We start from the raw sequence: 14,149 nt of genomic DNA, 5'->3' as shown, positions 1-14,149 counted from the left end.
CCAAAGCCATCATAGCCATGCAACCTTAGCCGACGCCGAGCGCCATGTCGTCCCGATGGATCATCTCGGCGCGGCCGGGATAGCCGAGAATTGCCTCGATGTCGCGCGAGGCCTTGCCCAGGACAAGTTTCGCCTCGCTGGCGTCGTAGGCCACAAGGCCGCGCCCGAGGACATGGCCGTCGGGATCGCGAATGAGAACGGCATCGCCGCGCGCAAAATCGCCCTCGATGCGGCTGACGCCGACGGGCAATAGGCTCGCGCCACCGCGTAGCGCCCGCGCTGCACCAGCATCGACATGCAGCGCGCCACGCGGTTCGAGCGAGCCTGCGATCCAGGTCTTGCGCGCGGTGGCGGGGGTCGAGGCGGTGAGGAACCAGGTGCAGCGCGCGCCGCCATCGATCGCGGCGAGCGGGTTCTTTCCGCGTCCGTCGGCGATCAGCATATGCGTGCCGCCGGCGGCTGCGATCTTGCCCGCCTCGATCTTTGTGCGCATGCCGCCGCGCGAGAGTTCCGAGGCGGCGCCGCCGGCCATCGCATCGATCTCGGGCGTGATGCGCTCGACCAGCGGGATGTGCCGCGCGCCGGGGTCGCTGGCGGGAGGGGCGGTATAGAGGCCGTCGATATCGGAGAAGAGCACCAGCAGATCGGCCCCGGCCATGGTGGCGACGCGGGCGGCGAGCCGGTCGTTGTCGCCATAGCGGATCTCGGCGGTGGCGACGGTGTCGTTCTCGTTGATGACGGGGACGGCCCGCAGGTCGAGCAGGCGGCCGAGCGTGGCGCGCGCGTTGAGATAACGTCGGCGCTCCTCCGTATCGGCGAGCGTCAGGAGGATCTGCCCAGCAGTCAGGCCATGATGACCGAGCGCCTCGGCCCAGGTCCGGGCGAGCGCGATCTGGCCGACCGCGGCGGCGGCCTGGCTCTCCTCGAGGCGCAATGGTCCGCCCGGCAGGCCCAGCACCGTGCGGCCAAGCGCAATCGCCCCCGACGACACGACGAGAACGTCAGCGCCGCGCAAATGCAGCTCGGCGAGATCCTCGGCCAATGCGGCCAGCCAGGCCTGCCGCAACCGGCCGCGGGCACGGTCGACCAGCAGGCTGGAGCCGACCTTGACAACGATGCGGCGAAACTGGTTTAGCGACGGCGTCTTTACGAGCATGACCAAACGGGTTGGCTGGAGTAGAATGCCTCTGCCTGTTGGGGAAAAGCGCGCCGTTGTAAAGCGCGTGAGCCGGAGGGCAGGCGCGCGACTGATGCATTCGCGCGGCGGTTGCATTGACAATGTCGATTCAAGCGTCCATATGGGGCGGGTCGATATTTAGGCCGAACGACGTGGCCCCGCGCATGAGAATGCGCTTGCTGACGACCTTCCTGCTCAAATTCGAAAATCGGCGCGTGAGCTTTTTCACGTGCTTCAACATATGCTGAGAAAGGGTTCGTCATGGCGGCCGGCACAGTTAAGTGGTTTAATTCGACCAAGGGTTTTGGCTTCATCCAGCCGGATGATGGCGGTCAGGACGTTTTCGTCCACATCAGCGCTGTCGAGCGCGCCGGAATGCGCGATCTCCGCGAAGGTCAGAAGATCTCGTACGAGATGGTTCAGGACAAGCGCTCGGGCAAGATGTCTGCCGATCAGCTCCGCGCTGAGTGAGCCTAAAAGCCGCGTCAGCGAGCGATGAAATCAGGAAGGGCGACCACGGATGTACTGGCGCCCGCCATTTCGACAGCTCCGGATGCGGCATGATGAAGGGTCGGGGGTCAAAAGCCCGGCCCTTTTTCCTTTACTCTAACCGCAGGAGACAGACATGCAGGTTCTCGTCCGAGACAACAATGTCGACCAGGCCCTCCGGGTTCTGAAGAAGAAGATGCAGCGCGAAGGCGTCTTCCGCGAGATGAAGCGTCGCTCGGCTTATGAGAAGCCGTCCGAGAAGCGCGTCCGTGAAAAGGCCGATGCCATCCGCCGGGCCCGCAAGGTCGCCCGCAAGCAGATGCAGCGCGAAGGTCTGATTGCCGCGCCGAAGCCGAAGCCGAAGCCGGTCCGCGCTGGAAGCGCAGCACCTGCGCGCTGATTTCGATACCATTCGGGCGCAATTTGGATTATTGCGCCCTCGCGGGCAGGAATTGCCCGTAACAACCCGAGAGAAGGCTACCCTTGAAGAACCCGACCGACCGCAGCTTCACTGATCGTCAAGCCAATTCCGCAGCCGCCAAGCAGGCGCTTCTCGAGCGCTTCAAGGCAAGGCCCGGTCCGGATGACCCGATCATGCAGCAGCGACGCGCGGAGCGCCAGGCGGTTGCCGAGGCGCGCGCCGCCCGCGAGGCCGAAAAGGCCGCCGCCCGTGCAGAGGCGGAACGTCTTGCCGCGATCGAGCGGGCTCGCCTCGAAGAGGAAGAGCGCCTCGCCGAGATCGAGCGCGAAATCGCCCGCAAGGCCGAGCAGGCCCGCCGCGATGCCGAGCGTCCGCGCAAGGTGCTTCTGGAAGCCGTTCAATACGCCCAGATGAGGGCGGCCGGCAAAGGCCGTCGCTAAGCTCTAAAGCCTATACTGACGGGGTTTCTCGCGCGCGCCATTGGCCGCAGGAGGCTCGGCAGTCGACGATTCCGGCCGAGGCACGAGCCTTGGCCGGCGTGACACGCCTCCCTTCAGGAGTCGGGTCGCTTCAGGTCGTACGGCCTGGAACGTGAACCCGCCTCCCGCTGAACCCCGGAGCGAGCCGCCATGGCGACGCGAGGACTCTCCGCCGACGAAATCAAGCGTCGGGCCCAACTTGCTTTCGACAAGGCCGATGCGCGCAAGCAGGAAGCGTCGCGCGCGATGGAGGCCGAGCAGGCCGACCGCGATGCGATGATGCAGAAGACCGCGCGGCTGCGGGCGCAGCGGCTTGCCAAGGAAGCGGCAGACGCCGAGACCGCCGCGATCATCGCCGCCGAGCAGGCGCAGGCAAAGGCCGAACTGGTCGAGGCGAAGGCCGCCGCAAAGGCTGCCAAGACGAAAGCTGCAACCGACAAGGCGGCCAAGCCGAAGCGCAAGGCTGCCGCAACCAAGCAGCCTGACTGAACCAACGCATGTCAGGCGGGCGTCACGCCGTCGGTAAGACTGAGGCGCCGCAGAGATCTGTCGCGCCTGAATTTTCCCAAGAACAGAAGCGAATCGCAGCCTTGCCGACCCGGCCTTGCCGTCGCGCGCGCTGGCAGCCGGCATTGATCGACTATCTGCGTCGACAGGTGAGTGCAGCCGATACTGGCGCGTTGCTGTAGCCCGCATAAGATGTGACGCGCGTCCGGTCAGCTATCGACCGTTGTTGCGGGGTCCAGTCTATCAGTGGCGGATCTGATCATCACGATCACCTGACGGTCGCGTGTATCCGGGCTGTACGCTTCGCTCCGGTCGGGATGACCCGCGCTTCCAGCCGAAGGCCGGAAGGCATCGACTGGCCATCGCTGACCAAGTTGTCGCCATCTGCAGTGTTCGCCGTGAGGCAACCGCGCGGCGTCGTACATGACCTATCGGCAAATCCCTCGGGCCGGACTAATCTCACTTTCGATTGAACCTTTCGCGGACTCGCTGCGACCAATGTTTGCGAGCCGGGATGCCGGGCCTTGAGGGCGATGCATACGGAATCGGACGAAGATCTCGTCAAGCGGATCGCCTCGGGCGACCGGCTCGCGATGAAGGTGCTGTTCTCGCGGCATCAGGTGCGGGTCTATCGCTTCGTGCTGCGGCTCGTCCGCGACGAAACGCTGGCGGAGGATGTGATCAGCGATGTCTTCATGGATCTCTGGCGCCAGGCAGATCGTTTCGAGGCGCGCGCCTCGGTCGCGACCTGGCTGCTCGCCATCGCCCGCAACAAGGCCTATTCGCTGCTGCGCAAACGACGCGATGCGGGGCTCGACGATGATTTCGCCGAGAGTATCGAGGATGAGGCCGACGATCCCGAGATCGTGCTGCAGAAGCAGGACAAGGGTCTCGCTATCCGCGCCTGCCTTGCCAAGCTCACGCTGGAGCATCGCGAGGTCATCGATCTCGTCTATTACCATGAAACCTCGGTGGAAGAGGTGGCGCGGATCGTCGGCATCCCCGAAAACACGGTCAAGACCCGGCTCTTCCATGCCCGCAAGAAGCTGGGAGACGTGCTCAAGGCTGCCGGCATCGATCGGGGTTGGCCATGAGCAACAAGCCTTTCAAGTTCTCGGCAACGCCGGAGGAGGCGCGTCATGACTGACAATATCGCGACCGACCCGAAGCGAACCGAGCTGGAGGAACTGCTGCCCTTCTACGCCAATGGCCGTATCTCGGCTGGCGACAGGGCCCGTATCGAGAAGGCGCTCGCGGGAGATCCCGAGCTTGTCATGCGGCTCGACATCGTCCGCGAGGACATGGCGGAGACGACGCTGTTGAACGAGAGCCTCGGCGCGCCGTCTCACCGCGCGCTCGACCGGCTGATGGACAGGATCGAGGCCGAGCCGCGAGAGGCACCCTTGCTGACGCGCGCCAAGGGCGGCCTGATGGCCTGGCTTGGCGGGTGGTTGTCGGCCCAGCCGCCGCGACGGCTGGCCTATGCCAGCGCCGCTGCGCTGGTCTTGATCGCGATCCAGGGTGTCGCCTTGACAGGACTTGCCGTGCGCGGCACGGGCGGCAGCTTCGAGACGGCGTCGGCTCCAGGCACAAGGCCGTCCGAGCGCTATGTCATGCTGAGCTTTGCCGCCGACGCCAAGGCAAGCGACATCGCGGCATTTTTCAAACGCTACGAGGCGTCCGTGGTCGATGGGCCGCGTGCGAATGGCTTCTTCAAGGTCCGGGTCGGCGACGCCTCGCTGACGACGGCGCAGGTCGATGCGATCGCGGCGCGCATGAAAGCCGAAGGCGCCATCATCAGCTTCGTCGCGCCGGCTCCCTGAGACCTGCGGTCCTGACCTCCTTCGGGAGCAAGGCATGCTATCATGATCGTCGCTGGAGGCCTCCTCGATGCCGGTTCGTCCAAATCGCGATGCCCTGCCGATGTCGCGCCTGGCGCGCCTTGCCGGATGCGGCTGGCTTTCCCTGATGCTCGGGGTTGGCGCGGTGCCGGCTCTGGCGCAGACCAATATGTCGGGCGCCGGGCAGGGCTTTGGCCGCAACGAATCCCTCGGCCGCGTGCAAAATCCGCAAAGCGGACGTGTGCAGACTGTGCCTGCAACACGCCCCACCACAGGCGGTCGGTATCCCCCGGCGCAGATGCCGTCTGGCCGCCCCAGCCGGCCGCGCCCGGGTGGAGGCTGGGGACCGGCCGGCATCGGTCTCGGCGCCGGCATCATCGGCGGCATCCTGCTCGACCAGGCTGCGCGCCGGCCGGTCTATGATCCCTATGAGCCCGAACCGCCGCGCCGTGTCCGAAGGCCGATCGTCGTCGAGGAGTATTATGACGACGAGGAGCCTGCCTTGCGCCGGCCCCGGCGGCCGGCGCCTGTGCGTGAAGCCGCGCCGCCGCGGCGCGCCGCTCCTCCCCCGGCCCGTCAGGCTGCGGGGCCTGCGCCGCGCCAGCCGCGCGTCATCGTGCCGCCTGCAAGCGAGAACCGTTTCGTTGCCGAAGAGATCCTGTTCGAACTCGCCCCGAACGCGCGAGCGGAGATTGTGTTGCGGCGGCATCGCGCGACGCTGATCGCGAGCCGGCGCTTCGAACTCGCCGGCGTCAATCTCATCCGGGCCCGCCTGAATGACGGCCGCAGCGCCCGTATTGTGCTCGCGCAGATGGCTGGAGATCGCAACATCGCCAGCGCGCAACCGAACTACATCTATTCGCTGCAGCAGGACGCGCCCGTGCAATCGGCGGATGCGCCTCGCAGTCCGGACGTCGCTCCGGCGAAGCCCGATCTGCCGGTCCTGACGCTCTCCGCGCCTGCGGCATCAACGATCGCATCGCCTGAACCAATGCCTGCCCCGGTGGCGCCGAAGCGCGAATTGCAGCCGCAATACATCGTGGAGAAGCTGCATCTCGATGATGTGCACAAGCTGGCTCGGGGCGAGAAAATCCGCGTCGCGGTGATCGATTCCGGCGCCGACATCGCTCATCCGGAATTGCAGGGCGTGGTTGCCGGCAGTTTCGATGCGCTTGGCGGCGAAGTCGCACCGCATGCCCATGGCACGGCAATGGCGGCGGCGATCATGGCGCAGGCGCAATTGCAGGGGGTCGCACCGGCGTCGCGTCTGCTCGCCGCACGGGCCTTTGCCGGCGGGACCGTGCCTGCGTCCGCCAGCGGCACGACCTTTCATATTCTCGCAGCGCTCGACTGGGCGGCGGAGCAGAGCGCCCGCGTCGTCAATCTCAGCTTCGCCGGCCCGCAGGACCGGTTGCTGTCGCGTTCGCTCGCCGGGGCCAAGGGGCGGGGCATGGTTGCGGTCGCCGCTGCCGGCAATGGTGGGGCGAGCGCTGCGCCGCTTTATCCGGGGGCCGATCCCAATGTGATCGCGGTCACCGCCACCGATGCGGATGACAAGGCTTTTCCGGGAGCCAATCGCGGCGCTTATATCGCTGTCGCTGCGCCCGGCGTCGACGTGCTCGCGGCCGAGCCGCAGGGCCGCTACGCTTTTTCGTCGGGCACGTCGATCGCGGCCGCGCATGTCTCGGGGCTGGTGGCCCTGTTGTTGGAGAAGCGGCCCGATCTCGATCTCGAAGGCATCCGCAAGCTGTTGATGGACAGTGCGGTCGATCTCGGCACGAAGGGTCGCGATCCGGTCTTCGGCGCGGGCCGTGTCGATGCTCCTGCCGCTCTTGCAAGGGCGTTGCCGGTGTCGGCCGCGCGACCCTAGACGCTGGTCGGCATCGTCGATGGCTTGACCTTCGGCGCCGCATCGGCCTGATGGCGCAATGCGCCGCCCCAAGCTTCTTTTCGTCGCGACCGAGGACTGGTTCTTCGCCTCGCATTTCCTGCCGATGGCGCGGGCCGCGCGCGAACTCGATTTCGATGTCGCAGTCATCGCGCGCGAACGGCAGCATCGCCGCATCATCGAGGCCACCGGCGCACGCCTGATCGCGCTGGAAGCGGAGCGGCGCAGCCTCGATCCGCGCGCGCTCTTTGCCCAGGTTCAGGCCTTGCGCCGCCTGATCGCGGCCGAGAATCCCGACATCCTGCATTGCATCGCGCTCAAGCCGATTGCGCTGGCTGGGCTTGCCGGCAGGCTCGCGGGCGTCGAGCGGCGCATTTATGCTCTGACCGGGCTCGGCTTTCTCGGCGCCAGACAGGGCGTGGTCGCGGAGGCTGCGCGTCTGGCAACGAAGCTCTGGCTGCGTGGCGCGATCGATGGACCCCGCGTGCGCTTCCTGTTCGAGAACCCCGACGATCCGGTGACGCTCGGTCTCGATCCGCAGGATGCCGCCAAGGTCGCCATCGTCGGTGGGGCCGGTGTCGATCCGCTCGTGCTGATGCCGGAACCAATGCCGCAAAGCCCGCCGTTCAAGGTGGCGCTGGTGGCCCGCATGCTCTGGTCGAAGGGCGTCGATCTTGCCGTCGAGGCTGTCAGGCTGGCGCGCAGCGAGGGGGCCAGGGTCGAGCTTACGATTCATGGCGCGCCGGATCCGTCCAATCCCAAGGCGATCCCCGAGGCGACGTTGAAGGAGTGGGCGGCGCGACCTGGCATCAACTGGGCCGGGCCGACGCGCGATATCGAGGGCGTCTGGCGGCATCATCATCTCTGCTGCCTGCCCTCTCGCGGGGGCGAGGGGCTTCCGCGTACAATTCTCGAGGCTGCGGCGTGCGGTCGCCCGATCCTGACCACCGACGTGCCGGGCTGTCGCAGTTTCGTGCGCGATGGGCAGGACGGGATGGTCGTGCCGCCCGATGACGCTGCCGCGCTCGCCAGGGCGCTGGTGGTTTTTGCAGGCTCGCCGGCTCTGGCGGAACGCATGGGCGCCAGCGCGCGCGCGCGGCTGATCGACGGCCATACCGAGCGCGACGTCATGAACGCGGTGAAGGGCTTGTATCGCGGGCTTCTCGGGGCGCCGACGACGGATGTCGTGGCATGAGCGCACCGGGCATCGACGCGCCGGGCACGCCGGTTTTGGCGCTGGACCGGCGCGGCTTCATTCTCGAGCATACGCGGCTTCTCCCGGTACCACACGCACCGGAGATCAGCCTGCATGTGGCGCAGGAGGCAACGGAGCTCTGGCAGAAGACGGAGGACGAGCTCGCCATCATCGGCCTGCCGCCGCCATTCTGGGCCTTTGCCTGGGCGGGCGGGCAGGCGTTGGCGCGCTATCTGCTGGATGCGCCCGGCACCGTTTCAGGCCAGCGCGTGCTCGATTTCGCCAGCGGATCGGGGCTGGTGGCGATCGCGGCCGCCAAGGTGGGGGCCGCTTCAGTCGAGGCTTGCGATATCGACGCCTTCGCGGCCGAGGCGATTGCCATCAATGCGGCTGCGAACGGTGTCTCCATTGCCGTCAGGCTCGATGACATCGTCGGTCGCGACGAAGGCTGGGATGTCATCTGCGCCGGCGATGTCTGCTATGAGCGCTCCATGGCGGAACGCGTGATCGCCTGGCTCTCCGGGCTTTCCCGACGTGGCGCGCTGGTGCTGATCGGCGATCCCGGCCGCAGCTACCTGCCGAAGGACCGTCTCGACGCGATGGCGAGCTATGCCGTTCCGGTGACGCGTTCGCTGGAGGACGCGGAGATCAAGAACAGCACGGTCTGGCGCCTGCGGGTTTAGTGCTGCTCAGGCGGCCCGGCGCTGCGGCCTGATGATAACGGCGTCCTCTTGCGTGTGGAAGGCGGAGACGAGTCGGTTGAGCTGTTCGGTCTGGTCCAGCAGCGTGCGGGCCGAGGCTGCACTTTCCTCGGCAAGCGTCGCGTTGTGCTGGGTGATCTCGTCCATATGGGTGACGGTCTGGCTCATCTCGTCGATGCCATTGGCCTGCTCGCCGGCTGCAGCTGCAATCTCGCTCACCGTGGCGGATACGCGCAGCGAGGCTTCGACGATCTTCTCCAGGGTGTCGCCGGCCAGCCGGACGAGCTTGACGCCTTCGGTGACCTCCGCGTCGGAGGAAGCGATCAAGCCCGTGATGTCCTTGGCGGCTTTCGCCGAGCGCTGGGCAAGCGCCCGGACTTCCGCCGCGACCACGGCAAAGCTGCGGCCGGCATCGCCGGCGCGCGCCGCCTCGACCGCGGCGTTGAGCGCCAGCAGGTTGGTCTGGAAGGCGATGCCGTCGATCACACCGGTGATCTCGGAAATCCGCTTCGAGGCGTCCTCGATGCGCGTCATGGCATCGACGGCGTCATTGACGATGGTGCCGCCGGTCCGGGCGACCGAAGTCGCGTCGTCGGCGAGCGCGACCGACTCGCGCGAGGACTGCGAGGACATTTTGACGGAGGCTGCGAGCTGCTCGGTCGTGGCGGCGCTTTCCTCCAGCGCGGAAGCCTGCTGCTCCGTGCGCGAGGACAGATCTTCGGCGCCCGAGCTGATCTCCCGCGAGGAGGCGGCAATGGCCGATGATGTCGTCTTGATGGTCGCGACCATTTCCTGCAGGCGGCCCATCGCGTCGTTGAAATGGTCGCGGATCTCAGCGTATTCGGCGGGAATGTCGGCCGTCATGCGGAAGGTCAGATCGCCTTTGGCAAGTGCGGCCATGCCCTCGCTGACACAGGCCACGGCCTTCTCGCGTTCGGCCGTCTTGGCCTGCTCGATCGCGCGGGCCTGCGCCTCGGCTTTCAGGCGAGCGGCCTCCGAGGCTTCGAGATAGACGGAAATGGCATAATCCATATCGAGCAGGGCGGCCTTGATGATGGCGCCGATCTCGGCGCCGCGCTCGGTCGCGCCCGGCATCTGGCCGCCGAAGCGGCCGCGGGGCCAACGCGCTTCCAGCACCTTGCCGATCAGCTCTTCAAGCAACAAAGCATAGCCGCCGATATACCAGCGGGGTTCGAGCCCGATCCGGGCATGGACCCGGCCCACTGCGGTGACCGCGTCGACATAATCGGTATCGAAGCGGCCGCTCGCGATCCGCTGCCAATGTCCGAGCTGCTTTTGCTTGGCGCGATCGGCATGCCCATCGTCGCTGAAGAAGCGGCGGGTTTCAGGGACACTCTTCAATTTCGCGTAGAAGGTCTCCAGCGCGGCGGGCAGCGCCGCAGTCAGCGCATCCTGAACGTCCCGGATACACGCCTGCTCGCCGGGTCCAAGCCCGATGAAGGAAAGGCGCTGCGCGAGATGATCCGATGACGACATGATGATGGCCCCCAAGCCCGGAGCCGGAGAATCGGCCAAGCCTGCAATTGACGGGGGGTCGGTTAACGCGTGATCACCAAAGCGCTTGATCCAGATCAAGATGTCGACTGGCAGCCATCTGCGTGGCGCCGTCAGCGCTCATGCTTTTCGAGGAAGGCCTCGATGCTGAGGCTGCGGAAATCCTCCAGTGCCGAACGCAGCTCGGCGTGCTCCCAGTCCCACCATGCCAACGCCATGAGCCGCTCGGCGACGGCTTCGGGGAAGCGCCTGCGGATCGGCTTTGCCGGATTGCCGGCGACGATGGTGTAGGGCGCGACATCCTTGGTGACGATCGCGCCGCCCGCTACCACAGCGCCGGTGCCGATCGTGCGGCCCGGCAGGATGATCGCGCCATGGCCGATCCAGACGTCATGGCCGATGATGACGGGGGTCGAACGCCGCCAGGCGAAGAAGGCATCGTCGTCGGTCGCATCGTCGAAATAGGCCGAGGCACGATAGGTGAAATGCGACTGGCTCGCCCGCTGCATCGGGTGGTTGCCGGGGTTGATCCGGGTATGGGCCGCGATCGAGCAGAATTTTCCGATCGTCGTATAGATGACATTGGAATCGTTCACGACGTAGGAGTAGTCACCCAGCGTCGACTCGACGAAGGCGGTGCGCGCACCGATTTCGGTGTAGCGTCCAAGTGTCGACTGCCGCACTTTTGCGGTCGGGTCGATCAGCGGTTCTGTTCCAAGCTTCTTCGCGGCCATGTCACTCATCTCCCAAACATTGTCTGTTTCGCCCTCCGTCTCCGAGGGGGCGCTCGTACTGGTCGTGGGGCCCTCCGGGGCCGGCAAGGACACGCTGATGGATGCCGCCCGCGCCGCGTTGGCTGGTGATGCTCGCTTCAGCTTCGCGCGCCGCCTGATCACACGACCGGCCATGGCGGGGGCCGAAGACCACGATAGCTGCAGCGAAGCCGCCTTCGCCAAGGCGGAGGCGCGCGGCGAACTGGCGTTGAGCTGGCGCGCGCATGGGCTGTGCTACGGCATCCCAGCGACTGCGCTGCAAGGCCTCGCCCGAGGCCAGGTGGTGATCGCGAACATCTCGCGCGGCATTATCCCGCTGGCGGAGCGGCTGGCGCATCGCACGATGGTGATCAACATCACCGCGCCTGATGCCGTGCTCGCGAAGCGACTTGCAGCCCGCGGGCGCGAGAGCGAGGCCGATATCGCGGCGCGGCTGGCGCGCGAGGCGCCGCTGGCAACCGAGCGGGCGCGGCTGGTTTCGATCCAGAACGATCGCAGCGTGGCGGAGGGGGCGGCCGAGCTGATGGCCCTGCTGACCAGCCTCCGCACACATCGCAACATCAGCTCAGCATGAGGGAATCGAGCAGCCGGAAGCGGCTCTCGCGGCTGTCCTGCTTGAACAGGGCGATGCGGTCCAGTCGGACCGGGCCTGCTGGAACCGCTTGCGTGTAGGCCTCGTCCAGCGCCTGTTTGACGGGCGCGACCGCCTCAAAGGGCAGCGACCCCGTCAAAGTCATGTGGAAGCGGAAGGCGTCGCCGACATAGGGGTAGCCGAAAGCTTCGAGATAGGCGCGCTGAGCCGGCGTAAGCGGGTGCCGAAGCCGGCGCTCCATGTCCGCGGGGCTCAACGGAGCGCGGAACGGCTCGAAGGCCTGGACCAGCGAAAAGGCAAAGCGCTGCAATGTCTCGTTCTCGGGCGGCGGGGTCAGCGCTACGAAAGAGCCGAGCGCGGTGACATCCAGCCGATGGAGCGCCACGCTTTCGAGGCCGGCGGCGTAGTTATGGGCGAAGGCACGCAACTGTGCCTCGCTGCGGCCGCCCGCCAGCTCGAACGGGGCCTTCAGCGTCGCGTGAAAGCCATAGTGCCGGGGCTCGGCCGTAAGTTCGTGCCAGGTCTCCGGCGCGTAGCCGCTCGGCACGGCAAAGGCGATATCCTTGCCCGTGATGGCATCAACGCCCAGCGTCGCGCTGCCGAAGCGCCAAAGGGCACTGTCGGCAGCGGGGGCGTAATAAACGGCGTAGCGCGGCGTGGTCAAAATGCGCGCTCGCCCTTCGACCAGACCGTGGCGACCACAGGGGTCGGGCCCAGCACCTTGAAGCGCACGATATCGGCGCGCAGTCCGGGCTTCAGATGGCCGCGATCGCTGAGGCCGAGGATGTCGGCGACCTTCCACGTAACCATGCCCATGGCCTCGGGCAGCTTGATACCATGGTGCGAATGCAGCTTGAGCACGGCCTGAAGCAGGCTGGCCGGGACGTAATCGGAGGAGAGGCCGTCGAGCAGGCCTCGCTCGGCGAGCTCGGCGACCGAGACGCCGCCGGAATGCGAGCCGCCGCGTACGACGTTGGGAGCGCCCGCGACGGTCGCGAGCCCGCGCTGCTTGGCGGCTTCGGCGGCCTCGATCGTGGTCGGGAATTCCGAGATCACCGCGCCCGAAGCGATGCCGGCCTCGACATGGTCGAGCGTGGTGTCGTCATGGGTCGCGATCGGGATACCCCGCGTCTGGAACATCTCGACCACGGCGCTCCAGTTGCGCGAAACGTTGGCCGCTCCTTCTGTCTGGCGCGTCGCGACATCCTCCTCGAACTCGGCCTCGGTCTTGCCGTTGCCGAGCGCATAGGTGCGCAGATGCTGAAGATCGCGCCATTGGCGCTGGCCGGGTGTATGATCCATCAGCGAGACGAGCTGGACGAGTTCGTCGTCCTTATAGGGATCGATGTCGGCGAGCAGATCGGGGCTCGTCAATTCGCAGCGCATATGGATACGATGGTCGATGCGGAAGACGCCCTCGCGCCGTCCCTCTGCCAATGCGAGCATGACATCGGCGAAGATGTCCTTGCGATAGTCCTTGGCGGAGAACGGCGTGCCGGCGCAGATCGCGTCATAGACGGTGGTGACACCGGCCGAGGCCATCTGAGCGTCATGGACCAGCGCAGCCGCGAGCCCGTTCGGCCAGAAGACCTTGGGGCGCGGCATGAAGTGCTTTTCCATGTTGTCGGTGTGCATCTCGACGAGGCCGGGCGCGACATGGTCGCCGCCCACATCGATCGCTGACGGCAGGGACGAGCGGCCCTGGTCGAGCGCGGTGATGCCGGTCTCGTCGAAGACGATCGTGCCGGTGACGACTTCGTTCTCGAGGATCAGCTTGGCGTTGGTGAGAACAGTTTGCATCAGGCGGCTTTCCGGAAATCGGTGATATCGAGATAGCGGGTCGCGACCGCTTCGCGGACGGCCTCGTCATGGAAGATTCCCACGATGGCTGAGCCCTTAGCACGGGCTTCCGCGATAAGCTGGACCACGACGTCGCGGTTGGCGGCGTCCAGCGAGGCGGTCGGCTCGTCGATCAGGAGGATCGGAGAGGGATCCACGAATGAGCGGGCGATGTTGACGCGCTGCTGTTCGCCGCCGGAGAAGGTGGCGGGCGCGAGGTTCCAGAGCCGCTGCGGCAGATTGAGCCGCGCCAGCATCGCCTTGGCGCGCTCGCTCGCCTCCTCGGCCGGGACGCCGCGCGCCAGCAGTGGATCGCTGATGATGTCGAGGGCCGAGACGCGCGGGATCACGCGCAGGAACTGCGAGACGAAGCCCAGCGTGCGGCGGCGGATGTCGAGCACGGTGCGCGGCACCGCCGAGACGATGTCGATCGGCCGGCCGGCATGAGTGATGGCGATGGTGCCCGATGTCGGACGGTAATTGCCGTAGAGGATGCGCAGCAGGCTGGATTTACCGGCGCCCGAGGCACCAGCCAGAACCAGTGCTTCGCCGGCCGCGACGCTGAAATTGACGTTGTCGAAAACGGGCAGCCGGACGCCACCCTGATTATGCAGGGTGAAAGCCTTGGCGACGTTTTCGACGTGAATCATCGTGGTCATGGTGTCAGTGCCTTGTGCCGGCGAGGTGACGAGGTTGTGACGGCGGGGTATCATGCTCGGGCTCGACCCGAAC

General features: G+C 66.5%; 16 protein-coding genes. 10 read left to right on the top strand and 6 right to left on the bottom strand.

Annotation, left to right across the window (positions count from 1 at the left end; translation table 11 throughout):
• Nucleotides 1-25: 25 nt before the first annotated feature.
• Entirely contained in the window at nt 26-1,156 is a 1,131-nt protein-coding gene (proB, locus tag C4S73_RS12260) for a glutamate 5-kinase (RefSeq protein ID WP_103872770.1), read from the bottom strand.
• 282 nt (nt 1,157-1,438) lie between these two features.
• On the opposite strand from proB, the gene C4S73_RS12255 reads away from it, so the two are divergent.
• The 9 genes from C4S73_RS12255 to C4S73_RS12215 all read left to right on the top strand — a co-directional run bounded on the left by C4S73_RS12255 (nt 1,439) and on the right by C4S73_RS12215 (nt 8,680).
• Nucleotides 1,439-1,648, top strand: a complete 210-nt coding sequence (locus tag C4S73_RS12255) for a cold-shock protein (protein WP_068179468.1) — start codon at nt 1,439-1,441, stop codon at nt 1,646-1,648.
• Nucleotides 1,649-1,802: 154 nt separating this feature from the next.
• On the top strand, nt 1,803-2,066 hold the full coding sequence (gene rpsU / locus C4S73_RS12250; protein WP_103872769.1) for a 30S ribosomal protein S21: 264 nt from the start codon (nt 1,803-1,805) through the stop codon (nt 2,064-2,066).
• An 83-nt stretch (nt 2,067-2,149) separates the two neighbouring features.
• On the top strand, nt 2,150-2,527 hold the full coding sequence (locus C4S73_RS12245) for a DUF6481 family protein (RefSeq protein ID WP_103872768.1): 378 nt from the start codon (nt 2,150-2,152) through the stop codon (nt 2,525-2,527).
• Between the two features lie 189 nt (nt 2,528-2,716).
• Complete coding sequence (locus tag C4S73_RS12240) at nt 2,717-3,055, top strand: hypothetical protein (protein ID WP_103872767.1); 339 nt, start codon at nt 2,717-2,719, stop codon at nt 3,053-3,055.
• Nucleotides 3,056-3,606: 551 nt separating this feature from the next.
• Nucleotides 3,607-4,167 carry a sigma-70 family RNA polymerase sigma factor gene (locus C4S73_RS12235; protein ID WP_103872766.1) on the top strand — a complete coding sequence of 187 codons (561 nt, stop codon included), beginning with the start codon at nt 3,607-3,609 and terminating at the stop codon, nt 4,165-4,167.
• 45 nt (nt 4,168-4,212) lie between these two features.
• Nucleotides 4,213-4,896, top strand: a complete 684-nt coding sequence (locus tag C4S73_RS12230) for a hypothetical protein (protein ID WP_103872765.1) — start codon at nt 4,213-4,215, stop codon at nt 4,894-4,896.
• 67 nt (nt 4,897-4,963) lie between these two features.
• Nucleotides 4,964-6,784 (top strand): S8 family serine peptidase, encoded by a 1,821-nt coding sequence (locus C4S73_RS12225; protein WP_103872764.1) that lies wholly within the window; start codon nt 4,964-4,966, stop codon nt 6,782-6,784.
• 58 nt (nt 6,785-6,842) lie between these two features.
• On the top strand, nt 6,843-7,997 hold the full coding sequence (locus C4S73_RS12220; protein ID WP_103872763.1) for a glycosyltransferase family 4 protein: 1,155 nt from the start codon (nt 6,843-6,845) through the stop codon (nt 7,995-7,997).
• Entirely contained in the window at nt 7,994-8,680 is a 687-nt protein-coding gene (locus tag C4S73_RS12215; protein WP_103872762.1) for a class I SAM-dependent methyltransferase, read from the top strand. Before C4S73_RS12220 ends, C4S73_RS12215 begins: the two co-directional genes overlap by 4 nt.
• A 6-nt stretch (nt 8,681-8,686) precedes the next feature.
• On the opposite strand, the gene C4S73_RS12210 is transcribed toward C4S73_RS12215, so the two are convergent.
• Both C4S73_RS12210 and C4S73_RS12205 read right to left on the bottom strand, forming a co-directional pair.
• Nucleotides 8,687-10,195 (bottom strand): globin-coupled sensor protein, encoded by a 1,509-nt coding sequence (locus tag C4S73_RS12210; RefSeq protein WP_146071339.1) that lies wholly within the window; start codon nt 10,193-10,195, stop codon nt 8,687-8,689.
• Nucleotides 10,196-10,326: 131 nt separating this feature from the next.
• Nucleotides 10,327-10,947: an LbetaH domain-containing protein gene (locus C4S73_RS12205; protein ID WP_103872760.1), complete on the bottom strand. Its 621-nt coding sequence runs from the start codon at nt 10,945-10,947 to the stop codon at nt 10,327-10,329.
• On the opposite strand from C4S73_RS12205, the gene phnN reads away from it, so the two are divergent.
• The gene (gene phnN / locus C4S73_RS12200) at nt 10,946-11,560 is read left to right on the top strand and encodes a phosphonate metabolism protein/1,5-bisphosphokinase (PRPP-forming) PhnN (protein ID WP_103872759.1); all 615 of its coding nucleotides are present in this window, start codon (nt 10,946-10,948) and stop codon (nt 11,558-11,560) included. The two genes, C4S73_RS12205 and phnN, sit on opposite strands and share 2 nt — an antisense overlap.
• Here the strand turns inward: phnN and C4S73_RS12195 are convergent.
• Genes C4S73_RS12195 through phnL form a run of 3 tightly spaced genes read right to left on the bottom strand, consistent with a single transcriptional unit; the run spans nt 11,547 to nt 14,076 of the window.
• The gene (locus C4S73_RS12195) at nt 11,547-12,242 is read right to left on the bottom strand and encodes a DUF1045 domain-containing protein (RefSeq protein WP_244595571.1); all 696 of its coding nucleotides are present in this window, start codon (nt 12,240-12,242) and stop codon (nt 11,547-11,549) included. The two genes, phnN and C4S73_RS12195, sit on opposite strands and share 14 nt — an antisense overlap.
• Entirely contained in the window at nt 12,239-13,378 is a 1,140-nt protein-coding gene (locus tag C4S73_RS12190; protein ID WP_103872758.1) for an alpha-D-ribose 1-methylphosphonate 5-triphosphate diphosphatase, read from the bottom strand. The genes C4S73_RS12195 and C4S73_RS12190 overlap by 4 nt, the downstream gene beginning before the upstream one ends.
• Complete coding sequence (phnL, locus tag C4S73_RS12185; protein WP_103872757.1) at nt 13,378-14,076, bottom strand: phosphonate C-P lyase system protein PhnL; 699 nt, start codon at nt 14,074-14,076, stop codon at nt 13,378-13,380. The genes C4S73_RS12190 and phnL overlap by 1 nt, the downstream gene beginning before the upstream one ends.
• Nucleotides 14,077-14,149 lie beyond the last annotated feature (73 nt).

This window comes from Allobosea lathyri (genome assembly GCF_900108245.1).
GTDB classification, from domain to species: domain Bacteria; phylum Pseudomonadota; class Alphaproteobacteria; order Rhizobiales; family Beijerinckiaceae; genus Allobosea; species Allobosea lathyri.
Note: the sequence above shows the minus strand (reverse complement) of the source record. Positions and strands in the feature narration are given on the sequence as shown.